Here is a 22695-nt window from a genome sequence, read left to right as displayed (position 1 = left end):
GCAAAAAATCTTTGCTGCTTTTATCGACATTTTGTTCAATTCATGGCTTAATCTTGGCTAATAATAAAACCCGGAAGGGCTGAAGTGCCGAATTTTCTTTACAATTCTGAACTTAAGTCTAATTTCGACATTTCAAAAACTTTATACACTGTAGGTTATATATTTCGCTTAATGATAATGTCACATCCTAAGATTATTTTATTTTTAAATAGCAATATTTATTTAATAAAAAATGATCACTATTTAGCAATGTGATAATACTATTCAGCTAAATATAAATCAGTATACTAGAATCTCTTGTATAAAAAGTAGCAATATCAGGAAAGACAATGACTGCACGTATTCAAAAAGGCAAGTTAGCGATTGCTAAAGAACTTTACGATTTCATCGAAAATGAAGCACTACCAGGTTCTGGTTTAGACAGTGATGCATACTGGAAAAACTTTGAGCAAGTCGTTGTCGATCTTAGCCCTAAGAACAAAGCGTTACTTGCAAAGCGTGACGAGCTTCAGGCTAAAATTGATGAATGGCACCGCAATAATACATTTGAATTAGAAGCTTACAAAGCTTTCTTGACTGAAATTGGCTACTTATTACCAGAAGTAGAAGATTTTCAAATTACCACCGAAAATGTTGATGAAGAAATCTCATTATTGGCTGGTCCACAACTCGTAGTACCTGTACGTAACGCACGTTACTGCTTGAACGCAGCAAACGCACGTTGGGGTTCGTTATACGACGCACTTTACGGTTTTGACGTTATTTCTGAAGAAAATGGCGCAGAAAAAGGTAAAGGCTATAACCCAGTTCGTGGTGAAAAAGTAATTGCATTCGCGAAAAACTTCTTAAACGAAACTTTCCCATTGGCGCAAGGTTCACACGCAGATGCAACAAAATATGCGGTTGAAGGCAATGCACTGGTTGTTAGCCTGAAAGATGGCTCAACTACGACTGTTGCAGATGCTGCTAAATTTGTCGGTTATAACGGCGAAGCGGCTGCACCAACTGAAGTTGTGCTGAAAAATAACGGCCTGCACGTCATCATCCAGATTGATGCCAACAGCCCAATTGGCCAAACTGATGCAGCTGGTGTAAAAGACGTTGTTCTTGAAGCTGCTGTAACGACAATTCAAGACTTGGAAGACTCAATTGCAGCTGTAGATGCTGAAGAAAAAGTTGAAGGCTACCGTAACTGGTTAGGTCTAATGAAAGGTACTTTATCAGAGTCAATCGAGAAAAATGGCAAAACCATGACTCGTACATTGAACGCTGACCGTACTTTCAAAAACCTAGAAGGCGGTGAAACTAAAGTTCATGGTCGTTCATTAATGTTACTACGTAACGTAGGTCACTTAATGACTAACCCTGCAATTTTGGTTGATGGTCAAGAAATCTATGAAGGGATCATGGACGCATTGATCACTCCATTATTGACTTTTGCTGACATTCGCGGTGAAAACACGATCAAGAACTCACGTCAAGGTTCTATGTACATCGTGAAGCCAAAAATGCATGGTCCAGATGAAGTTGCATTTGCAGTTGAATTGTTTGAACGTGCTGAACAAGTACTTGGCTTGCCTGCGAAGACTTTAAAAATCGGTATCATGGATGAAGAACGTCGTACTTCTGTAAACTTGAAAAACTGTATTGCTCAAGCTAAAGACCGTACTATCTTCATTAACACTGGTTTCATGGACCGTACAGGTGACGAAATCCATACCTTCATGGAAGCAGGTCCATTCGTTCGTAAAGGCGAAGTAAAAGGTCAAATTTGGTTCCCAGCGTATGAAAACCGTAACGTGATGATTGGTTTGAAAGCAGGTTTACGTGGTAAAGCACAAATTGGTAAAGGCATGTGGCCAAAACCAGACATGCTTTTAGACATGTACAAAACCAAAACTGAACATCCTGAAGCGGGTGCAAGCTGTGCATGGGTTCCATCACCTACAGGTGCTGTGATTCACGCTATCCACTATCACCAAGTGAACGTAGCAGACCGTCAACAAGAATTGTTGGCAACTGAGCCTTTATCTTTAGATGACTTGTTAACTCCGCCATTGGCGAAAGACACTAACTGGTCTGACGAAGAAAAAACTAAAGAGCTTGAAAACAACTGTCAAGGTATCTTGGGTTACGTTGTACGTTGGGTAGATTTAGGTGTAGGTTGTTCTAAAGTTCCAGACATCAACGATGTTGGCTTGATGGAAGACCGTGCAACGTTACGTATTTCTTCACAACACGTTGCCAACTGGTTACGTCACGGTATCGTGACACGTGAGCAAGTTGAGGAAGTAATGCAGCGTATGGCTAAAATTGTGGATCAGCAAAACGCTAACGATCCATTATATACGCCAATGTCTAACGACTTTGAGAACAACATCGCATTCCAAGCTGCGTCTGACTTAATCTTTAAAGGTGGTGAGCAGCCAGCAGGTTATACCGAGCCGCTATTGCATGCAGCACGTTTAAAATTAAAAGGCTATACAGGTGACTAATCCTGAATTTGCCTGATCTAAAAAAGCCTTCTTCGGAAGGCTTTTTTTTATGGCAATAATTACACACCGAATAGCACTAGAACTTTCTGTGCAGACCTTTTAGAGTGAAGGAAATCATCAAAATCTGGAAGATGTTATGGGCGCGTATCAATTTCTTGATCAACAGTTTATTGCTGGTGAATGGATCAAGGGCACTTCAACCCGAATCCTGGACAATCTGAATCCTTATACCCAAGAAAGCATTTTAAAATTACAAGGTGCCAGTATTGTCGATGTCGACAGTGCCTATGCGGCGGCTTTGGAGTATGCTGCAAGGTGGACAGACAGTTCAGCTGAAGCACGAAAAAACCTGCTGCTGCGTGTGATTGAGATTATTCAGGCGCGTCGGGAGGAAATTATCGACTGGCTGATTCAGGAATCGGGCAGTACCCGTTTAAAAGCCAATATTGAAGTCGATGCAGCAATAGGCATTTTAAAAGAAAGCTCGACTTTCCCGGAGCGCATGTTAACTCAGGAACTACCATCTCCCGATCCGACCCGTCAAAGCTATGCGGTACGTAAACCGCTGGGTGTGGTGGCGGTAATTAGCCCATGGAATTTTCCTTTTCATTTAAGTATGCGTTCGGTGGCTGCAGCACTGGCGCTGGGCAACACTGTGGTACTGAAACCGGCCAGTGATACGCCAATTACCGGTGGCCTGCTACTGGCGAAACTGTTTGAAGAAGCCGGTGCTCCGATGGGCAGCCTTAGTGTGCTGGCAGGTGCAGGTAGTGAAATTGGTGATTATTTTGTTGAACATGAAGTGCCGAAACTGATTTCCTTTACTGGTTCTACCGAAGTGGGCAAGCGCGTAGGGCAATTGGCAGTGGGTAGCCCGAATTTAAAACGGCTGGCGCTGGAGCTGGGCGGAAACGCACCTTTGGTGGTGCTGGATGATGCCGATCTGGACTTGGCAGTAGAACTGGCGGTGATGGGGCGCTTTTTGCATCAGGGCCAGATTTGTATGAGTACCAATCGCATTATTGTCGATGCAAAAGTGCATGACAGTTTTGTTGGTAAATTGGTTGAACGCAGTAAAAGCATTCCTTTTGGTGATCCAAATGATGAGGCTACGGTGATTGGCCCAATTATTAACCGCGATCAGGTGCAGAAGATTCAGCGTATTATCCAGCAAGGGCAAGAGGCCGGTGCGACACTGGTACTGCAAGGTGCCACGCGCGGTCATGTGATTCCACCGCATATTTTTATTGATGTTGACCCGGCGTCGAGTCTGGCGCAAGAAGAAAGTTTTGGGCCGGTACTGCCCGTGATTAAAGCACAAAATGAGGCCGAAGCACTGATGCTGGCCAATGCCACACGTTTTGGCTTATCCAGTGCAGTCTGTAGCGCCAATATTGAACGTGCCAAAGCCTTTGCCTTAAAAATTGACGCTGGGATGACGCATATCAATGCCATTACCGTAGCCGATTATCCGAATGCACCTTTTGGCGGTGAGAAAAATTCAGGTCTGGGACGTTTTAATGGTCAATGGGTGTTGGAGGAGTTTTGTCGCACCCACTGGTTAACGCTACCCAGTTAAAGCACAGACGCAACTTAACCGCCTGAAGGCGTATAATAGAGCTGTCTAAACTGAGCAGCCATATTGTCATGTGTGCCAACTTTAAACCGCTTACACCACAACAGCGACAGGATTTAAATCTCCCGGATATTCCTTTTGAATATGAAGATGAGGTCTATCCGGGTTATCACTTACCGTTGCTGTTCAAATCTGAACAGGGGCTGGAATGGCGTAAGGTGATGTTTGGTTTGGTGCCGAAGTGGGCGGAAGATAAGAGCATTGCCCATAAAACCTATAATGCCCGTAATGAAACCCTGTTACAGAAACCCAGCTTTCAGGAAGCGGTGCTGAAACGCAAGTTTGGGGTCATTCCGGTAACGGAGTTTTATGAATCCAAATATATTGACAATAAACCGCAGCGCTGGGGCGTGCGCCGTAAAGATGGGCAGGCGTTTTATATTGCGGCTTTATATGAAATTTGCAAAATTCAGGATGAGATTATTCGTTCCTGCACCATGATTACCATGGACGCGATCGACCACCCAATGATGAAAGACTTTCATGAACCGGGCAATGTAAAACGTTCGGTGATTGTGATTCCACATGCACGTTTGCAGGAATGGCTTGGCCAAACTCAGCCGGATATTCAGCGTTTTGTCGAAGGCTTTCCAGTTGAAGAGTTTGAATGCTCGCATGTGCCAAAAATAAAAATCGAAAAAGTTAGTCCCCAACTGAACTTTTTCGATTCTTTGTCATAAGCAGTGTGCAGAATGCTGGATGATTAACGCGATAAGTTATTAAAAATATGACGCAAACTGTCCATCATTTTTTCAATCTGTAGCGGGGTTAAACCTTCAAAGGACTGTTCCAGTACCACACCGGTCAGGTCATTGATTTTTTCGGTCATGGCATGGCCCTGATCGGTCAGAATAACCCGGGTGATGCGCGCATCATCTTCACAGGAGTAGGTCTCCACCAGGCCTTCTTCTTTCAGGCGATAGACAATTTTGGTGGTGGTCGACATCTTTGATACCACCATGTCTGACAGGTCGGAAACGCTGGCATTCGGTTTGGCTTTTAGCGCAATCAGAATGCGGCGGCGTGAGTTATCCAGACCATATTTCTTGAGTGCATGATCGACATTTAACACATATTGAGCATGGACTTGGGTTACCCAGTAATAAGGAAACTGCTCAATATTGAAGTCTTCAGTAGAAGGCAGAAATTTGGAATATTTCTTGGTCATTTAGTTATTCCTTGCATTTTTAATTGTATTTGTGTGAAATCCCATCACATTTTATTTGAAATGTCATATGCTTAGCAAGTCGTTTTAATCGTATTCGTCAATAAAAGGCTCAGTCAAAGCGTTTTTATCGGGAGATCAGCTGGCTTAGACTGGGATAGTTAGGGAGAGATCATCCCTATTTTAGTCCTGATAAATGGTCACAATCTTCTGTGTAAACTTCAGTATTTCATCTTAAAGATGCGTATTTTTAAAGTGGTTTAGATGAGTAATGAGGATGAAGGTTTTATCCAGCAATCATTCAGCCTAAAACACCCCAAAGTCTTGTCTCCTAAAAAAACAACCAATTTCACTTGATCTTAATTGGCTGTTTTTTTCTGCTTGAAATAGCAACTGATAGAGCGTGACACCTCTCTCGCGCAGTACTTTGATAAACGTATATTTGTTGTATTGTCATATATTTTTATTCGTTATTTTTTGCATGAAAATGATCATGATGATGATGTTAAGAGTGAAGCATTGAGGTTAGGGACTTGCTTATCTTTCTTCAGGATTTACTTTCAAACCGTTTAAGTAAAAGTAACAAATTGAAAACTGGGCTACATTTATCTCAATACTAGAAATTTGAGTCTTTTAGATAGAAAAATAATATCTTGGAATTTATTTTTTAATAAAATAATAAAAATCAAATAGTTATATTTAAGTTGTGAAATCTAGCCCCGATTTTTGCTCTGATTGCAGTCATTTATCTCTCTTTGGAAGTTTTAATAAAACCTGAAATTTAATTACAAACTTGTACTTTTTTTAAGCAGAAAACTTGGCTTAATTTAACCAATACAGGAATTTACCAAAAAAATTCCGAAAAAATGATTACAAAAATAGAAGATTATGCATAATATTTTTATCTACAGTTGAAAAGGTTAAATTTATGGATCCGTCGCCGGGCCCAGGTCTACATTTCGAATTACACGCTAACCCTATCGGAGAGATGAACTAATGGAGTTTTTATTAGATCCGGGAATTTGGGTTGGTTTAATAACACTTATTATTTTAGAAATTGTTCTAGGTATTGATAACCTAGTCTTTATTGCCATTCTGGCAGAAAAATTACCTCCTGAGCAGCGTGATAAAGCCCGTGTGATTGGCTTGTCTTTGGCTTTGCTCATGCGTTTGGGGTTATTATTCGCAATCTCTTGGTTAGTCACCTTGACTCAACCGCTTATTTCGATATTTGATTTAACATTCTCAGGGCGGGATCTGATTCTCCTGTTCGGTGGTTTGTTCTTGGTCTATAAGGCCGTGACCGAATTGCACGAGAAGATGGAAGGCAAGCCGGAAGTTAAAGTAACCACCAATGTGGTTTATGCCAGCTTCACCGCAGTGGTTGCCCAGATCGTAATCCTGGATGCCGTATTCTCTTTAGACTCTGTTATTACCGCAATTGGTATGGTCGACAACATCTATGTGATGATGGCCGCCATGATTGTAGCAATGGCGGTCATGTTAATGGCGTCTAAACCGCTAACAGCCTTTGTTAACCGTCATCCAACCGTGGTAATCTTGTGTTTAAGCTTCCTGCTGTTGATTGGTATCAGCCTGATTGCAGAAGGTTTTGGTTTCCACATTCCGAAAGGTTATATCTATTCAGGTATTGGTGTAGCCATTGCCATTGAAGCCTTTAACCAGTTTGGGCAGCGTAATGCGGCAAAACATGAAGCGAAAATTCCGCTGCGTCACCGTACTGCAGATTCGATTCTGAAGTTAATGGGCGGCCGTATTGAAACTACGGACATGCATTCAAGTGAAGCACAAGAAACCTTTGCGCATGAAGAGCGTTATATGATTGGCGGCGTATTAACGCTGGCAGAACGTTCGGTTGCGTCGATTATGACGCCGCGTAACCAGATTTCCTGGGTGAACATTGAAGATACACCAGAACAGATTCGTGAGCAGGTATTGTCGGTACCGCACAGTTTATTCCCGGTGTGTCGTGGTAGCCTTGACAAAGTCATCAGTATTGTTCGTGCCAAAGAGCTACTGGATGTGCTAGATGATGAAGAAGCCTTTAAGGCGCTGGTGAAACGTCACCGTCCAATTTACATTTTTGAAAAAATGAAAGTCATTGATGCGATCAATACTTTGCGTACTTCAAAAGGTTCATTGGTATTGGTGAGTGACGAGTTTGGTAATGTGCAAGGTCTGATTTCGCCGCTGGATGTGTTTGAAGCGATTGCCGGTGAGTTCCCGGATGCCGATGAACAGCCAGATTTAATCCGTGTTAACGAGACCACCTGGAAAGCGACCGGTATGCTGGACGTTTATCAGCTTGAGCTGGAACTGGGTATGCTGGATCTGGTGGAAGAAGATGCAGGCTATATTAGTGTTGCCGGCTTAATCTTGGATAAAACCCAGGGCGATGTACAAGTCGGTACGCATCTGGACTATCAGGGCGTACACTTTGAAGTCACCGAGCTGGAAGGTAATCGCATTAAAACCGTGATGATTACCTACGCTTAATTGCCAAAAGTTGGTAAATCAAAAAAGCCTCACTGATGTGGGGCTTTTTCATGTCTGGTATTTATCTAAAGTTCATTTTTCTCAAGAGCGTTACAGTTTTAGATACGCAGTTCAGCTGCAATCACCGGCCACAGGTTCTGGTGAGAGCGTTTAAACATCAGCATATGACCAATTGCTTTGTGGCCATACTGCTGCGGTTTTAGCTCAATCATTCGGGTAGCAGCATTAGGATAGAGGCGCAGTAAATCTTTGACGTTGGCTTCGGTGGCAATTTCATCATCGGAACTCCAGAGTACGCTCATAGGGCTACGGATGTCAGCATGAAAATCTTCAAATACGCTTTTGCCAATGGCATTGATTACATAACCGGGTTTGCCACAAAACTCTGCCCATTGCCGGGCCACATTTTTCGGTAAATTTTCGCCCATACCAATGGCCTGGGTTGGGCCATATCCATGGGTAATGCGGGCGATCGGGAAAATGACCTGAAACATTAGTGGCGCCAGTAGTTTGGTGCGTCCTTTAAGGCCTTTGACATGGCCGGTCGAACCCGATACCGCTACAACTTTGGCCACCTTGGCATGGTTGGGGCAAATACCCAGCAGCTGGCCGCCAGCACTATGTCCCAATAAAATCACCTGTTCGGCCTGGCTCAGTTGCAATACATGCTCGATACCGGCTGCAATGTCCAGTTGGCCCCAATCGACAATACTGGCTTGTGAGTGCTTTAATTTCCCTTGTAAAGAGCCGCCAATACCGCGAAAATCAAAACTGACCACGTCATAACCTTGCTGGCTTAACCACTCGGCAAAAGGATGATAAAACCCTTGCGTGATGCCAGTCGCGGGACAAATTAGGACAGGGTAAGGCTGCTTTTTAGCCTGATGGGTGTAGAAGCGCCCACTCAGCTGATAGCCATCTGCGCAGGTAATATGGACGGGGTCAAACGAAGTCATAGGATGAACATTAAAAAAAGTGAATGACTCTAATGTAAAGGAGTTTGCTGTGAATGCAGTTGCAATCTCTGACTTCGGGGTCATGCAGTAAGGCAATTCAAATAAGGACAAAACGAAATGAATGCAATGGATCTTGATGTTGCGGTGAAAGGGGCGATTCTGGCCAGCGGTATATTTTTATGGGTGGGCATGCTGACCGGGGTATGGAAATACTGGCAGATTCGGCATTCACCACAGGCGCGTGCTCATTATTATGTCGATATTGCGCATCGTAGCAGTTTGCTCTATGCGCCGGCCAGTCTGATTCTGGCAGCCATGGCTTATTTTTCGGTATGGTCCACCGAACTGAATTTGCTACTGGTGGCAATTAACCTGTTTTTCTTTGCTTTTTCAATCTTGAGTTATGCACTGCATGGTTATTTAAAGGACACCACCAATCAGTTTAAAACTCCGCATCAGTTGGGCAAATGGCATCTGCCAAAAAGTTTAATGAGTCTGGCGATGTTGCTGCTGGTACTGGGTGAGGTACTGGCCACCTTGCTACTGGTGGTGGGTGCGGGATTATATTTATGGGCTTAAGGGTGTGTTGCCAAGCAGTATAAAAAGCTATTTTTCTGATTCTGAGCAGATGGATGAAGGCTCATCCATCTGGGTCGGTTAAAAATTAAGAGTTGTGCTGATCAATGGGAGCCGGCTGTCGATATTTTTCATCGACCACAGCCCAAATATAGAAGGCGATACAGACGATTAGTGCGTAGATAAAGTATGCGGGTTCCAGGTTACCCTGAATCAATCCTTGAAAGACCAGCGTCAGCAGCAGCGCAAAGGTGGTGCTGAGGAAAGTCACTAAATTGTTATTTGCCTTCAGAGCGTTAATGAAGACTTGCTTATTGAAATGTAATGATAACATCTCCATCCCTCCTGTATTTTGATCAAAAACAGACTATTTTGATCGGATTAGTTTGTTTAGTTGTACTGCGAATTGCAGTGTATTTCAAGCGCCTATCGCAATATTTTGAAAGAACATAGTGTGTATAAATAAATGCTCAAATTCAGTTCATTTATTTACGGAATATTAGGGCATCACTGTAAAGAAGTGAGTAAAGATGTAGCATTATTTATGCCAGCTTAACAATAGGGCAGCTATTAGGCTTTGGTAGAAGTCATGCAAACAGAGGGAAAAGGACAGCATTGCGCTGAATTGAAGGGTTTCAGAAGATGAGGAGAAGCGAAAGTGAGTGAGCTTACTTCAATTGGCCTGGAAGTTAAGCAAGATTGAGCTAAACCGGACTGAAAGAAAGTGACACAATAAGAGTCAGTTTGGGTAAAACTTGACCATTATTGAGCAATTTAAAATCGGGTTTGGGTAAAACCGGACTTTAACGACTCGGGTTAAGGCTTAGTGTTTAACCTTGTCGATCACAATACAAATCAGCAGGACAATGGCAGATGGAATCAGCCAGGCCAGGTTTTGCGTGCTTAACGGTAAGTTCAGTAAAGCTTCTGGTAAAAAGCCATCTAGCCCTGCCACTTTTAAGCCATCAATCACGCCAAAGAATAAGGCTACTGCGGTGACCGGACGAATTACACGCGCTGGAGAATGGAAGTTTTTCCAGAAAAAGCCCAGTAAGATCACTACAATCGCAGGCGGATAAATCGCACTTAATACCGGCACTGAGAGTGCAATCAGTTTGGTCAGACCGAGGTTGGAAATCACCAGCGAGAAACCGACTAATACAAATACCCAAGTACGATACCTAATGCGGGTAATTTGCGAGAAGTATTCTGCACAGGCACAGGTCAGGCCAATCGCGGTTACCATACAGGCAATGAAAATCATGGCACTTAAGAATAGTGAACCTAAGTCACCAAAAGCATGTTGCACATAGGCATGTAGGATCACTGCGCCATTGGCTGCATTCGGTGCTACTTCATGACTGCCCAAGCCCAGTTTGAACAGGCTTAAATACACCAGGGTTAAACCGATACCAGAGATCAGTCCGGCAATCATGGCGTATTTGGTCATCAGCTTTTTATCGCTGACCCCACGCGAACGCATGGCATTAATAATCACAATACCAAATACCAGGGCACCCAGGGTATCCATGGTTAAATAACCATTGACGAAACCTTCAGAGACTGGACTGTTGATATAGTTATTAATGGCTGGCGGAATATGACCCGCGGGAATGAAAGTTGCTGCAACACCCAGAATAATTAATGATAAAATTTTCAGGGGTGACAGGAAATAACCCACCGTATCCAGAATCTTGTTTGGATACAGCGCAACAATAGTCACCACAATAAAGTAGATCAGACTGTAAATCAGCAAGCTGCTCGGAGCTGCACCAAAATAAGAAGAGAAACCAATTTCATAAGAAACGGTTGCGGTACGGGGAATGGCAAATAAAGGGCCTACCGCTAAATAACACACCACGGTCAAAATCAGACTGGCTGCTTTGCCCAGTGGCGAACTTAAAAGCTGGATCGAACCTTCTACACGAGACAGGGCAATAATGGTCAACACCGGCAAGCCCACGGCTGTAATTAAAAAGCCGAAAGCTGCTAACCAAACGTGTTCACCTGCCTGCTGTGCAACAATAGGCGGAAAGATAATATTGCCGGCACCGATAAATAGTGCAAAGGTCATTAAACCTAAGGCAATAATATCCCGTGTACGTAAACTCGTCATAAGGGAGATAGATCGGTTAAACAAAAGAAAGCGATTCTAGAACATGGCAACTGCTTTGGCTAATTTATTTTATAAATCTTATGAATTATTTTTATATATTGGCTTGGGAAATTGATCGGGTTGTCAAAAATTAGTGAAACTATATTGTTGATTTAATTTTTAAAAGATGAAAACTGTTAAATATCAAAAGATAAATTTGAAAAAACAGTCAATAAATATAAAGGTTTTTAATTGTTGAATATTTAAGCAGTAGTGGGTTTGTGGCAGATGGAACCGCTTGTGATCAAACAAAAGTCACTGAAAAGGACTATACTAAGCAAATGTTTCATAGGGGATTTTAAGCATGAGAGCGTCTGCCGTATCGATTAAAACCGAGCAGGATTTAGAAAAATTACGTGTTTCAGGTCGTTTGGCTGCTCAGGTTTTGGCGATGATCGGGGAGCATATCAAGCCGGGTGTAACCACTGAATATCTAGATGACCTGTGCCACGACTATATTGTCAATACCTTGCAGGTGATTCCGGCCAATGTTGGCTATTGCGGCTATACCAAAACCACCTGTATTTCACCGAATGAAGTGGTTTGTCACGGTATTCCATCTGCGTCGGTTGTGCTTAAAGATGGCGATATTATCAATATTGATGTGGCGGTAATTAAAGACGGCTACTACGGCGATACTAGTCGCATGTATTACGTCGGCACGATCAAGCCGGAAGCGAAAAGACTGGTCGAAACCACCTATGCGGCAATGGTCGCAGGGATTCATGCGGTGAAACCGGGTGCGACTTTAGGCGATGTTGGTCATGCAATTCAAACTGTCGCGCAGCAGGCCGGCTATAAAGTGGTGCGTGAATATTGCGGGCATGGTATTGGTAAAATTTATCATGAACAGCCAAGTGTACTGCACTATGGCCAGCCGGGTCAGGGGCTACAACTCAAGCCAGGTATGGTGTTCACGATTGAGCCGATGGTGAATGCCGGCGGCTCCAGAGTCAAAGAGCTCAATGATGGCTGGACCGTCGTGACCACCGATAAATCACTTTCTGCACAGTGGGAACATATGATTGCCGTGACTGAAACCGGCTTTGAAGTGCTGTCGCCGTGGCCGGAAGGTACTGGAGCATACCCGGAAATCTAGCTAAAAACGGCTTATTTATACTTTAAAAGTATTAAGTGATATAAATTAGCTATTTGTTAATGCTGTCTTTTGTACATATTATGTATTTATAGATTCTTGCTGTAGTTTCTAGTTTTTATAGCTTATCCATCCCTGGATAAGCTTTTTTTTTGCCTGAAATTTGAGTTGGCTTTAACGCTGTGACAGTTTTTCCACCAGAAAATCAATAAACACCCGTACTGCCGGTAACAGGCCGCGACGGGATGGATACACGGCATGAAAAACCCCGTGCGGCGCACGCCAGTTTGGTAACACGCGTACCAGTTCGCCTGACTGAATATAGGGTTCCACAATATTGTCCGGGAGCAGGGCAATCCCACAGTCCTGACGGGCCAGTTGTGCCTGTAGCATCAGATCCGAACCCATTACGGTCGGGTTGACTTTAATTTTCTTCTGCCGCTGATGTTCATCATAGACCACAATATGCTGATCGACATGATCATCAGCCATACTGAGAATATGATGCTTGGCCAGATCTTCCGGCTGTTTCAGGTCGCCGTGCTGGTTTAAATAGGCCTGACTGGCAAAGAGATGCTGTTCAATGGTTTCAAAGGTGCGAATCACCAGATTCGGATCATCATCCAGATTGCTGCGTACACGCAAGGCCAGATCAATCCCTTCATTAATCAGATCAACCCGGCGGTTACTGACCAGAAGCTGGACTTTAATTTCCGGATAGGTCTTTAAAAATTCCGGCAGAATTCTGGACATTTCATTCTGGGCAATGGAGACCGGCAGGCTAACTTTAATCAGGCCGCGCGGCTGAATACTCAGATGATCAACCAGATCATGCGCTGCCTGTGCTGCATTGGCCATCACCTGTGCATGTCGATACACGTTCATGCCAATATCGGTTACGGCAAAATGGCGGGAATTGCGCTGAATCAGGCGCACGCCCAAACGTTCTTCCAGATTGTGCACACGGCGGCTCAGTTTGGATTTGGGGATATCGGTTGCACGTTCTGCGGCGCTAAAACCGCCATGCTCAACCACCTGGGCAAAGCAGTAAAAATCATCGAGGTCCGAAAGCATGTGTAGTTATTCCATTTATGCAACGATAAGCAGATTAAATTATGATTGTTCTGGGCTGTCAATTTGATTTGTGCGGTTTTTGCAGCGTCTCTTTTCGCCTTTGTGATGCGTGGCGAGCTTAAGTTATGGCTACAAATCCTTTACACTAAGGATAAAGTCCATGAGATGATCAATACATGTCTTATCAACTGATTCAACAGCCCGATGCCGATGCCAACGTGATTTGTCCTTGCTGCCAGCAGGCGATTATTGACTGGTCACAAGAGCAGTATATTCAGCCCTGTGAGCATACGCTGTTTGTGGCGCTGGATTTGGGTTTTGAATATATTGCCGATGTATTTGAAGCAACCATGGCGCGTAGTGTCGATGAAATTCACGCACATGATGATCAGCTCAATATGTTTCAGGAACTGACCACAGCCAGCTTTCCGCATTATCTGATCATTCGCACTGATTTGGGTGTGCAGGATTTATCGCGTTATATCGGCATTGCTGTACCAGAATCCAATTAAAAAATAAGCTCCATAAGGAGCTTATTTTTTATCATAAAGATCAGGCTGGTTTAGCCTTCAATTTCTTCCTCGACATCATCATCAGCACTGTCCATGCCCAGTTCTTTCAGCTTGCGGGTCAGGGTATTACGTCCCCAGCCCAGCAGTTCAGCGGCATGGCGTTTGCGGCCACGGGTCTGTTGCAGCGCGGCATTAATCAGGGTGCGTTCAAACATCGGTGTGGCGATGTCCAGAATTTTCATTTCGCCGTTTTTCAGTTTCTGTACGGCCCATTGACCCAGCAGCTCATCCCAGTGATGGATCGAGACGCGGTCTAAATGCAGATTGGACGGTACATCGCCTGATTTTTCAATTGGAATCTGTTTCAGTTCCGAAGGTAAATCTTCCGGATAGACTTCACGGCCGGTAATCATGACGGTTAACCAGCGGCAGGTGTTTTCCAGTTGACGCACGTTCCCTTGCCAAGGTAATTGCTGCATATATTCCTGGGTTTCCGGACGCAAGATTTTCGGACTCACGCCTAACTCTTTACCGGCACGCGCCAGGAAGTGCTGCGCCAGCATTGGAATATCTTCACTACGATGCGCCAGTTTTGGAATATGAATCCGGATCACGTTCAGACGGTGATACAAGTCTTCACGGAAACGGCCTTCGTGTACCAGCTTTTCCAGATCTTGGTGCGTTGCAGCAACAATACGCACATCTACCTTCACCGGAATATGGCCACCAACACGGTAGAATTCACCATCGGCTAAAACACGTAATAAACGGGTCTGGGTTTCAAACGGCATATCACCAATTTCATCCAGGAACAAGGTGCCGCCATTGGCCTGTTCAAAACGGCCCTGACGCTGGGTGTTGGCGCCGGTAAAGGCACCTTTTTCATGACCAAATAATTCGGTTTCAATCAGGTCTTTCGGAATGGCGGCCATGTTGAGCGCAATAAACGGTTTGCTGCTACGCGGTGAATGGCGATGCAGGGCATGCGCCACCAGTTCTTTACCGGTCCCCGATTCACCATTAATCAGTACGGTAATATGCGATTGTGATAAACGGCCAATGGCACGGAATACTTCCTGCATTGCCGGTGATTCACCAATAATTTCGGTCGACTGAATGGGCTGTGCGGTTTTGGCTGATTCCTGTTGCTGTAATTTGGTGATATGCAAAATGGCACGATTCACCAGCGCCAGCGCTTCATCAATATCAAACGGTTTTGGCAAATATTCAAAGGCACCAGTTTGATAGCTCGACACTGCAGATTCCAGATCTGAATGTGCAGTCATGATAATCACCGGTAAATCTGGATAGCTGGCTTTGACTTTACCGAGGAAGGTTAGGCCATCAATACCCGGCATACGGATATCGGTCAGGATTACATCCGGTGCATCGACACCCAGTTGCTCCAGAGCAGATTGGGCTTCTTCAAAACTGGTAACGTCAAAGCCTTCTTCCTTGAAGGTTTTTTCCAGTACCCAGCGCATGGCACGATCATCATCAATTACCCAAATTTTATTTCGCGACATGGTTAGACTCCCAAGGTATATATAAGCTAAATATTGTTTTTCCTGGAACAGATTGGCACTCAATCATTCCGTTGTGTTGATGCATAATATTCTGTGCGATGCTCAGGCCCAGTCCGGTGCCTTTGGCGCGTGCCGTAACCAGCGGATAGAACACCGATTCAATAATTTCTTCCGGCACACCGGGGCCGTTGTCTTCAATATCGACCCGTACCACCGAGCGATGAATCACGCCATTAATGGTGACCAGGCGCTGAATACGAGTTCTTAAAATCAGTTCGGGCTGATGTTCTACAAAGAACTCCTTGTTTTCCATCATGGCCTGTACCGCATTGACGCTAATATTCAGCATGACCTGAATCAGCTGGTCACGATCCGCCATCACTTCCGGTAACGACAGGTCATAATCCCGGATGATTTTGACTTTTTTCTTGGTCTGGTTGGCAATTAGCGAGCGCACGCGTTCCAATGGTTCATGAATATTGACCAGTTCGTAACTCGGTAACTGACGTGAACCGAGCATGGTGTCGGCCAGATTTCTGAGCCGATCGACTTCATTAATAATAATGTCGGTAAACTCTGCATATTGAGAGTCATTCAGACTGCGCGCCAGTAGCTGGGTTGCACCGCGAATGCCGGCCAGCGGGTTTTTAATTTCATGCGCCACGCCGCGCACCAGCTGCCGCGCCACCTGATGCTGCTGAATCAGGTTTTCTTCTTTGGAAATTTTCAGCATCCGGTCAATCGGATTCAGTTCAATTAGCAATAAAGGATGATAGCTTTTGCCCGCATTCAGCTGCGAAGCGGTGTAATCGACATGAATGTCTTTAAAGTTGACATTAATGGTAGCTTCACGGCGGGTATAAGGCTGTCCGGTGCTTAAAGTATTCTGTAGTGCTTCGTAGGTATTAAATTCATCGGTCGGGAGATGCAGTAAATTCATTACCGGCTGTCCGGCAGCACGTAATAAACTGATATCAAACAGCGCCTCACAAGAGGAATTGAGGTAAAAAATATTCAGGTTGCTGTCAACCAGTAAAATGGCAGTGGTCAAATTGTCCACTAAAAGGCGATAGTCGATAGCCGGGCTTTGATCCATTAGCGGTGGCATCCTGTATTAAAATAGCGCAATGGTATCTTCATAAAGCAATAGGTTTCTGAATTAAGAACGTTAATGATGCAAATTAAGCAAAATGCACGCCAACTTTGTTCAAATTCCTGTAAATCAAGCCAATTTATGAGAAAAATGCGCTGAAATGGACGGGTTGATTCAGGTATAGCGGATAACGCCAGTGCTGTAAACCAAAAGTGAATCAAAATGGTGCAATATTGTGTATAAGCCGGCTTTAGTGGTTGTATTTTGGTGCATTATGCAAAGAGTGGGCTATTTCTCTATTTTTATGGCCAGAAAAGTCATACAATACGCGCATTCTAGTGGAGCGCAGATTCATGAAGTCCCCCAAAGTCGGTTTTGTTTCTTTAGGTTGTCCTAAGGCATTGGTAGATTCTGAACGAATTTTAACTCAGTTAAAGACTGAAGGTTATGATGTCGCATCGGATTATGACGGTGCTGATTTAGTCGTGGTTAACACCTGTGGTTTTATTGAATCTGCAGTACAAGAGTCTTTAGACGCCATTGGCGAAGCCATGAATGCCAATGGTCGCGTCATTGTGACTGGCTGTTTAGGTAAAGACGAAGACAAGATTCGTCAAATGCATCCGAATGTCTTAAAAGTGACTGGTGCAGCAGCCTATGAAGAAGTTATGGATGCCGTGCATCAGTATGTGCCGGAGCCACCAAAGCACAATCCGTTTATTGATCTGGTGCCAGAACAGGGGATCCGTTTAACCCCGAAACATTATGCTTACCTGAAAATATCAGAAGGCTGTAACCACCGTTGTACTTTTTGTATCATCCCGAGCATGCGTGGTGATTTAGTTTCCCGTCCGGTCGGTTCTGTTCTGGAAGAAGCCGCAGCGCTGAAACGTGCTGGTGTAAAAGAAGTTCTGGTCATTTCTCAAGATACTTCAGCTTATGGTGTGGATACCAAATACAAGCTAGATTTCTGGAACGGCCAGCCGGTTAAAACCAAATTCTATGACATGTGTGAAGCCCTGGGCCAGTTGGGCATCTGGGTCCGTTTGCACTATGTCTATCCTTATCCGCATGTCGATGCCGTGATTGACCTGATGGCGCAAGGCAAAATCTTGCCGTACCTGGATATTCCATTCCAGCATGCCAGTCCGAAAATCCTCAAGCTGATGAAACGTCCGGCGCACAGTGAAAATACGCTAGAGCGCTTAAACGTATGGCGTGAAAAATGTCCGGATCTGGTGATTCGTTCCACCTTCGTGGTTGGCTTCCCGGGTGAAACTGAAGAAGACTTCCAGATGTTGCTGGACTGGTTGAAAGAAGCGCAGCTGGATCGTGTCGGTTGCTTCACCTATTCACCGGTTGAAGGTGCAACCGCGAATGATCTACCAGATCATGTGCCGGAAGAAATCAAGCAGGAACGTTATGAACGTTTCATGCAGGTGCAGCAGGAAATTTCAGCTGCAAAACTGCAAAAACGCATTGGTCAGACCATGACTGTGCTGGTGGATGATCTGGAAGAAGAATTCCCGGTTGCCGTTGCGCGTTCTTATGCAGATGCACCTGAAATTGATGGTAACGTGTTTGTTGAAGATATCGACAAGTCAAAAATTAAAGCAGGCGATTTGCTTGAAGTCGAAATTACCGATGCAGATGAATACGATTTATTTGCCAAGCTGATTGCGATCAAATCTGCTTAAGTACTGATATACAGAAAAAATTTAAATTAAATACTTTGGAGTTTGATGATGTTGGATTCTAAAAAGCCACGTTATGAACGTATTTTGCTGAAGCTTTCAGGCGAGGCACTGGCGGGTAACAAGGATATGGGGATTGATGCCCAAATCCTTGATCAGATGTCTTTGGCAATTGCGCACCTGGTCGGTCTGGGTGTGCAAGTGGGTATCGTGGTTGGTGGCGGTAACCTGTACCGTGGCAGCCAGTTACAAAAAGACGGTCTGGTCGGTCGTGTGACTGGTGACCAGATGGGTATGCTGGCGACTGTGATGAACGGTCTGGCCATGCGTGATGCTTTAGTACGCCGTAACATTAAAACACGTCTGCTTTCAGCACTGCCAATTGGTACCGTTGTAGAATCTTATTCAAGCCGTGATGCAATTCGCCACTTAACCCAAGGTGAAGTGTGCGTATTCGTTGCCGGTACAGGTAACCCGTTCTTTACCACAGATACAGCTGCCTGCTTGCGTGGTATTGAAATTGAAGCCAATCTGATTCTGAAAGCCACCAAGGTAGATGGCGTTTATAACAAAGATCCAAGCAAATACGAAGATGCGGTGAAATATGACACCCTGACGTTCGATCAGGTGTTAGATGAAAAGCTCGGCGTGATGGATTTAACCGCAATCTGCTTATGCCGTGACCACAATGTACCGTTACAGGTATTCGATATGAATAAAGCCGGTGCTTTACTTTCAGTGGTTATGGGTGAAAAAGAAGGAACTCACGTTACGAACTAATGTACGTGGGCCTGAAAGCTCTTTATACTACACGCTATTTTAGTAATTACATCTTTAAGAATTAAGTAAGGAAGATCATATGATTAACGATCTTAAAAAAGACAGCGAACAGCGTATGCAAAAGACTCTGGAGTCTTTGGAGCAAGGTTTTGCCAAAGTTCGTACCGGCCGTGCCCATCCATCAATCTTGAACGGTGTGATGGTTCCTTACTATGGCTCAGATGTGCCGTTAAACCAGGTGGCAAACGTGGGTGTTGAAGATTCACGTACTCTTATCGTACAGCCATTTGAACGTACTATGGTGTCTGCAATTGACAAGGCGATTCGTGAATCTGACCTCGGTCTGAACCCGATTACTGCTGATTCGATTCGTGTGCCGCTACCAGCTTTAACCGAAGAAACCCGTAAAGACATGCAGAAAGTTGCGCGTTCTGAAGCGGAAAATGCCAAAGTAGCGATTCGTAACATCCGTCGTGATGTCTTGGGCGATATCAAAGCATTATTGAAAGAAAAAGAAATTTCTGAAGATGATGAACGTCGTGCAGGCGATGATATCCAGAAAATCACCGACAAATATGTTGCTGAAGTCGACAAGCGTTTGGCTGCTAAAGAAGCTGAGTTGATGAAGGTCTAATTGTCGATGACCACATCTGAAGACTGTCAGACGCTTCCAAAACATGTTGCCATCATCATGGATGGCAACAACCGTTTTGCCAAGAAAAATCAATTGCAAAAAGGCGACGGTCACCGTGAAGGTAAAAATATTCTAGATCCGATTGTTGACTATTGTCGCAGCAAACACATTCAGGCACTTACCGTTTTTGCATTTTCAAGTGAAAACTGGAATCGTCCGCAATATGAAGTTGATTTACTCATGCAATTGCTGGAAGACACGATTCATGAGCAAATGCCGCGCATGGAAAAATACCAGATTGCCTTGCGTTTTATTGGCGATCGCAGTCGTTTATCCCCACATCTTCGTGACTTGATGTTGCATGCTGAACAAAGGACTGCTAAGTTCAGTAGCATGACTTTAACCATTGCCATCAGTTATGGGGGCATGTGGGATATGGCAGAAGCAGCCAAACAGATTGCGGCTGATGTACTGGCCAATAAAGTCGCGCTGGAACAGATTGATAGCATGCTGTTCGGTCAATATGTGTGCCTAGGTGATTTACCGCCTGTGGACCTGTTGATTCGTACGGGTGGAGATTATCGGCTGTCCAATTTCTTGCTTTGGCAGGCCGCGTATGCCGAACTGTACTTTACTCCGACCTTGTGGCCTGAGTTTAGTGTAGAAGAGCTGGATGATGCGTTTCATGTGTTTGCAGGACGCGAACGTCGCTTTGGAAAAACTTCAGAGCAAATCCAACAAGAGAAACTTGAGAATTAATACATGTTAGAGCGGATAATTACCGCATTGGTATTGGTCGCTGTGGTGCTGAGCTGTATGTTTGCAACTCAGTCCCATTATCCAATGTTTGTGCTGATGATTTTTGCAGCAGGGGTTGCGGGCTATGAGTGGTTCAAACTCATGCCAAGAACAACAAAATATGTCATCAAGCCCATGGCTTGGGGTTATGGTCTGGTGACCGCCGCTCTTTCCGCGCTTGCTTTATATTTTAGTGATATTGCGTTATTGCTGTGGTCAGCCTCGATTTTAACCTGGCTGCTCAGCCTGTATTGGGTGAAATCCTATCCTGAATATGATGGCTGGTACAATCCAAGCCTGAACTTTATTGGCTTTGTGCTGATTTCTGCCGCCGTGACTGCCATTTATGCGGTCTGGACCCATTCACCGTGGTGGCTGATGTATCTGTTCCTGCTGGTTTGGGGTGCAGATTCTGGCGCTTATTTTGTCGGACGCAAGTTTGGTAAAAAGAAACTGGCACCACATGTCAGTCCAAACAAATCGGTGGAAGGTTTATATGGTGGCGTGTTTACCGCCATCCTGATTGTGCTGTTCGTGGAAATTGTCTATCTGGACTTAAGCCTGACCCAACATATTTTATTCCTGATTCTGTCCATGATAACCGTATTTAGTTCGGTACTGGGCGATCTGTTTGAATCCATGATCAAACGCCGTGCCGGAATTAAAGACTCTGGTCGTATTCTGCCAGGACATGGTGGAGTGCTGGACCGCATTGACTCCTTGCTCGCAGCGGCTCCAATCTTTGCTGCAAGCATGTATGTACTGAAACTTATTGGCGTAGATTTATAGATGTTACAAGCTGTTTGTATATTGGGTGTTACAGGTTCAATTGGTCAAAGCACCTTAAAAATACTGCAACAACATCCTGAAAAATATTCGGTATATGCCGTAACGGCTCACAGTCGTATTGCTGAGCTGGTTGAAATATGCAAACAGTTTCATCCCAAAGTGGCCGTGGTACCTGCTGCACAGGTCGATTCCTTAAGACAGCTGTTACAGCAGGCTAATCTTGCCGATATTGAAATCCTCTGTGATGAAGCTGGTTTAATAGCTGTGGCTTCACATCCTGAAGTGGATGTGGTGATGGCGGCAATTGTTGGTGCCGCAGGTTTAATGCCAACGTTGGCCGCAGTGCAGGCCGGTAAGCGCGTGCTACTGGCCAATAAAGAAGCCCTGGTGATGTCCGGTGACCTGATGATGCAGGCAGCGCGTGATCATGGCGCTTTATTATTGCCGGTCGATTCCGAACACAATGCAATTTTCCAGTGCCTGCCGCAAAACTATTTTGAGGTCGAGCGTAATGGTCAACCAAAACTGGGTGTGCAGCAGATTCTGCTGACCGCATCGGGTGGGCCATTTTTAAATCATAGTCTGGAACAGTTACACAGTGTGACCCCGGCGCAAGCCTGTAAACATCCCAATTGGTCTATGGGTCAAAAAATTTCCGTCGATTCCGCCACCCTGATGAACAAGGGTCTGGAGCTGATTGAAGCCTGCCATTTGTTCGCAGTAAAAGAACAATTTGTTACAGTGGTGGTGCATCCACAGAGTATTATTCACTCCATGGTTCAATATGTCGATGGAACAACTTTGGCGCAAATGGGTAATCCGGATATGTGTACGCCAATTGCGCATGCGTTGGCCTGGCCGGAACGTCTGCAGACGCATGTTCCGCCGCTGGATTTATTTATCCATTCACAGCTGAATTTTCAGGCACCGGATACCACGCGTTTCCCGGCCTTAAAGCTGGCACGTCAGGCCATGCAGGCAGGTGGTATTGCACCGACCTTGCTAAATGCGGCCAATGAAATTGCAGTGGCATCTTTCTTGCAAAACCAGCTTGGGTTTACCCAGATTCCAGAAATTGTTGAACAGACCCTGAATCATCTGGCCAATCGCGCCGCAGATTCAATTGAAACCATTCTTCAGGCAGACCAGAATGCCCGTGCTTTTGCACAGCAGTGTGTGATTCAGACAGGAAGCTAAGA

The 22695-nt window shown here is 44.7% G+C and carries 20 protein-coding genes; 13 read left to right on the top strand and 7 right to left on the bottom strand.

Going from position 1 to position 22695, the window contains the following annotated elements; genetic code table 11:
• Positions 1-329: 329 nt before the first annotated feature.
• From ACPEPR_RS03510 to ACPEPR_RS03500, 3 genes are all read left to right on the top strand, one after another.
• Positions 330-2495 carry a malate synthase G gene (locus tag ACPEPR_RS03510; protein WP_168398614.1) on the top strand — a complete coding sequence of 722 codons (2166 nt, stop codon included), beginning with the start codon at positions 330-332 and terminating at the stop codon, positions 2493-2495.
• A gap of 136 nt (positions 2496-2631) precedes the next feature.
• Positions 2632-4074 carry an aldehyde dehydrogenase family protein gene (locus tag ACPEPR_RS03505; protein WP_423561930.1) on the top strand — a complete coding sequence of 481 codons (1443 nt, stop codon included), beginning with the start codon at positions 2632-2634 and terminating at the stop codon, positions 4072-4074.
• Between the two features lie 68 nt (positions 4075-4142).
• Complete coding sequence (locus ACPEPR_RS03500; protein ID WP_005177558.1) at positions 4143-4811, top strand: SOS response-associated peptidase; 669 nt, start codon at positions 4143-4145, stop codon at positions 4809-4811.
• A 23-nt stretch (positions 4812-4834) separates the two neighbouring features.
• On the opposite strand, the gene ACPEPR_RS03495 is transcribed toward ACPEPR_RS03500, so the two are convergent.
• Positions 4835-5299, bottom strand: a complete 465-nt coding sequence (locus ACPEPR_RS03495) for a MarR family winged helix-turn-helix transcriptional regulator (protein ID WP_005177561.1) — start codon at positions 5297-5299, stop codon at positions 4835-4837.
• Between the two features lie 993 nt (positions 5300-6292).
• On the opposite strand from ACPEPR_RS03495, the gene ACPEPR_RS03490 reads away from it, so the two are divergent.
• Positions 6293-7813, top strand: a complete 1521-nt coding sequence (locus ACPEPR_RS03490; protein WP_104488977.1) for a TerC family protein — start codon at positions 6293-6295, stop codon at positions 7811-7813.
• Between the two features lie 98 nt (positions 7814-7911).
• Here the strand turns inward: ACPEPR_RS03490 and ACPEPR_RS03485 are convergent, their stop codons facing one another.
• A complete protein-coding gene (locus ACPEPR_RS03485) occupies positions 7912-8769 on the bottom strand; it encodes an alpha/beta fold hydrolase (protein ID WP_423561928.1) in 858 nt (285 codons plus the stop codon).
• A gap of 117 nt (positions 8770-8886) precedes the next feature.
• Between ACPEPR_RS03485 and ACPEPR_RS03480 the strand changes: the two genes are divergently transcribed.
• Positions 8887-9348: a hypothetical protein gene (locus ACPEPR_RS03480; protein ID WP_005177567.1), complete on the top strand. Its 462-nt coding sequence runs from the start codon at positions 8887-8889 to the stop codon at positions 9346-9348.
• An 85-nt stretch (positions 9349-9433) separates the two neighbouring features.
• Here the strand turns inward: ACPEPR_RS03480 and ACPEPR_RS03475 are convergent, their stop codons facing one another.
• Both ACPEPR_RS03475 and brnQ read right to left on the bottom strand, forming a co-directional pair.
• The gene (locus ACPEPR_RS03475; RefSeq protein WP_423561927.1) at positions 9434-9679 is read right to left on the bottom strand and encodes a hypothetical protein; all 246 of its coding nucleotides are present in this window, start codon (positions 9677-9679) and stop codon (positions 9434-9436) included.
• A gap of 489 nt (positions 9680-10168) precedes the next feature.
• A complete protein-coding gene (brnQ, locus tag ACPEPR_RS03470) occupies positions 10169-11461 on the bottom strand; it encodes a branched-chain amino acid transport system II carrier protein (protein WP_423561926.1) in 1293 nt (430 codons plus the stop codon).
• A 343-nt stretch (positions 11462-11804) separates the two neighbouring features.
• Between brnQ and map the strand changes: the two genes are divergently transcribed.
• Positions 11805-12599: a type I methionyl aminopeptidase gene (gene map / locus ACPEPR_RS03465; protein ID WP_168389949.1), complete on the top strand. Its 795-nt coding sequence runs from the start codon at positions 11805-11807 to the stop codon at positions 12597-12599.
• Between the two features lie 171 nt (positions 12600-12770).
• Here the strand turns inward: map and ACPEPR_RS03460 are convergent, their stop codons facing one another.
• Positions 12771-13670: a LysR family transcriptional regulator gene (locus ACPEPR_RS03460; protein ID WP_016658206.1), complete on the bottom strand. Its 900-nt coding sequence runs from the start codon at positions 13668-13670 to the stop codon at positions 12771-12773.
• A 176-nt stretch (positions 13671-13846) separates the two neighbouring features.
• Here ACPEPR_RS03460 and ACPEPR_RS03455 point away from each other — a divergent pair, with 176 nt between their 5' ends.
• Positions 13847-14182 carry a hypothetical protein gene (locus ACPEPR_RS03455; protein WP_005177579.1) on the top strand — a complete coding sequence of 112 codons (336 nt, stop codon included), beginning with the start codon at positions 13847-13849 and terminating at the stop codon, positions 14180-14182.
• 50 nt (positions 14183-14232) lie between these two features.
• Here ACPEPR_RS03455 and glnG read toward each other — a convergent pair whose 3' ends face one another.
• Positions 14233-15708, bottom strand: a complete 1476-nt coding sequence (glnG, locus tag ACPEPR_RS03450; RefSeq protein WP_005177581.1) for a nitrogen regulation protein NR(I) — start codon at positions 15706-15708, stop codon at positions 14233-14235.
• Positions 15695-16804 carry a nitrogen regulation protein NR(II) gene (gene glnL / locus ACPEPR_RS03445; protein ID WP_005177582.1) on the bottom strand — a complete coding sequence of 370 codons (1110 nt, stop codon included), beginning with the start codon at positions 16802-16804 and terminating at the stop codon, positions 15695-15697. The genes glnG and glnL overlap by 14 nt, the downstream gene beginning before the upstream one ends.
• A 350-nt stretch (positions 16805-17154) precedes the next feature.
• Here glnL and rimO point away from each other — a divergent pair, with 350 nt between their 5' ends.
• The 6 genes from rimO (at position 17155) to ispC (ending at position 22693) form a co-directional block, all read left to right on the top strand.
• Complete coding sequence (gene rimO, locus ACPEPR_RS03440; RefSeq protein WP_005177586.1) at positions 17155-18498, top strand: 30S ribosomal protein S12 methylthiotransferase RimO; 1344 nt, start codon at positions 17155-17157, stop codon at positions 18496-18498.
• A gap of 48 nt (positions 18499-18546) precedes the next feature.
• Positions 18547-19275: a UMP kinase gene (pyrH, locus tag ACPEPR_RS03435; protein ID WP_005177594.1), complete on the top strand. Its 729-nt coding sequence runs from the start codon at positions 18547-18549 to the stop codon at positions 19273-19275.
• A 79-nt stretch (positions 19276-19354) separates the two neighbouring features.
• Positions 19355-19909, top strand: coding sequence for a ribosome recycling factor (gene frr, locus ACPEPR_RS03430; RefSeq protein ID WP_005177597.1), 555 nt, complete (start codon positions 19355-19357; stop codon positions 19907-19909).
• Between the two features lie 6 nt (positions 19910-19915).
• A complete protein-coding gene (gene uppS, locus ACPEPR_RS03425) occupies positions 19916-20668 on the top strand; it encodes a polyprenyl diphosphate synthase (protein WP_075168195.1) in 753 nt (250 codons plus the stop codon).
• Between the two features lie 3 nt (positions 20669-20671).
• On the top strand, positions 20672-21496 hold the full coding sequence (locus ACPEPR_RS03420) for a phosphatidate cytidylyltransferase (protein WP_045795728.1): 825 nt from the start codon (positions 20672-20674) through the stop codon (positions 21494-21496).
• Positions 21497-22693 carry a 1-deoxy-D-xylulose-5-phosphate reductoisomerase gene (gene ispC / locus ACPEPR_RS03415; protein WP_005177604.1) on the top strand — a complete coding sequence of 399 codons (1197 nt, stop codon included), beginning with the start codon at positions 21497-21499 and terminating at the stop codon, positions 22691-22693.
• Positions 22694-22695: the final 2 nt, after the last annotated feature.

Origin of the sequence: Acinetobacter sp. AND/436 (assembly GCF_049546925.1) — a bacterium.
GTDB classification, from domain to species: Bacteria; Pseudomonadota; Gammaproteobacteria; order Pseudomonadales; family Moraxellaceae; genus Acinetobacter; species Acinetobacter indicus.
Note: the sequence above shows the minus strand (reverse complement) of the source record. Positions and strands in the feature narration are given on the sequence as shown.

Excerpts from the sequence above, each read along its gene's own strand:
- ACPEPR_RS03475 (WP_423561927.1), bottom strand. The coding sequence starts at position 9,679 with ATGTTATCATTACATTTCAATAAGCAAGTCTTCATTAACGCTCTGAAG.
- rimO (WP_005177586.1), top strand. The coding sequence starts at position 17,155 with ATGAAGTCCCCCAAAGTCGGTTTTGTTTCTTTAGGTTGTCCTAAGGCA.
- frr (WP_005177597.1), top strand. The coding sequence starts at position 19,355 with ATGATTAACGATCTTAAAAAAGACAGCGAACAGCGTATGCAAAAGACT.
- ACPEPR_RS03480 (WP_005177567.1), top strand. The coding sequence starts at position 8,887 with ATGAATGCAATGGATCTTGATGTTGCGGTGAAAGGGGCGATTCTGGCC.
- ACPEPR_RS03420 (WP_045795728.1), top strand. The coding sequence starts at position 20,672 with ATGTTAGAGCGGATAATTACCGCATTGGTATTGGTCGCTGTGGTGCTG.
- brnQ (WP_423561926.1), bottom strand. The coding sequence starts at position 11,461 with ATGACGAGTTTACGTACACGGGATATTATTGCCTTAGGTTTAATGACC.
- glnG (WP_005177581.1), bottom strand. The coding sequence starts at position 15,708 with ATGTCGCGAAATAAAATTTGGGTAATTGATGATGATCGTGCCATGCGC.
- ACPEPR_RS03505 (WP_423561930.1), top strand. The coding sequence starts at position 2,632 with ATGGGCGCGTATCAATTTCTTGATCAACAGTTTATTGCTGGTGAATGG.
- ACPEPR_RS03460 (WP_016658206.1), bottom strand. The coding sequence starts at position 13,670 with ATGCTTTCGGACCTCGATGATTTTTACTGCTTTGCCCAGGTGGTTGAG.
- ACPEPR_RS03455 (WP_005177579.1), top strand. The coding sequence starts at position 13,847 with ATGTCTTATCAACTGATTCAACAGCCCGATGCCGATGCCAACGTGATT.
- ACPEPR_RS03510 (WP_168398614.1), top strand. The coding sequence starts at position 330 with ATGACTGCACGTATTCAAAAAGGCAAGTTAGCGATTGCTAAAGAACTT.
- ACPEPR_RS03490 (WP_104488977.1), top strand. The coding sequence starts at position 6,293 with ATGGAGTTTTTATTAGATCCGGGAATTTGGGTTGGTTTAATAACACTT.
- ispC (WP_005177604.1), top strand. The coding sequence starts at position 21,497 with ATGTTACAAGCTGTTTGTATATTGGGTGTTACAGGTTCAATTGGTCAA.
- pyrH (WP_005177594.1), top strand. The coding sequence starts at position 18,547 with ATGTTGGATTCTAAAAAGCCACGTTATGAACGTATTTTGCTGAAGCTT.
- uppS (WP_075168195.1), top strand. The coding sequence starts at position 19,916 with ATGACCACATCTGAAGACTGTCAGACGCTTCCAAAACATGTTGCCATC.
- ACPEPR_RS03485 (WP_423561928.1), bottom strand. The coding sequence starts at position 8,769 with ATGACTTCGTTTGACCCCGTCCATATTACCTGCGCAGATGGCTATCAG.
- ACPEPR_RS03500 (WP_005177558.1), top strand. The coding sequence starts at position 4,143 with ATGTGTGCCAACTTTAAACCGCTTACACCACAACAGCGACAGGATTTA.
- ACPEPR_RS03495 (WP_005177561.1), bottom strand. The coding sequence starts at position 5,299 with ATGACCAAGAAATATTCCAAATTTCTGCCTTCTACTGAAGACTTCAAT.
- glnL (WP_005177582.1), bottom strand. The coding sequence starts at position 16,804 with ATGGATCAAAGCCCGGCTATCGACTATCGCCTTTTAGTGGACAATTTG.
- map (WP_168389949.1), top strand. The coding sequence starts at position 11,805 with ATGAGAGCGTCTGCCGTATCGATTAAAACCGAGCAGGATTTAGAAAAA.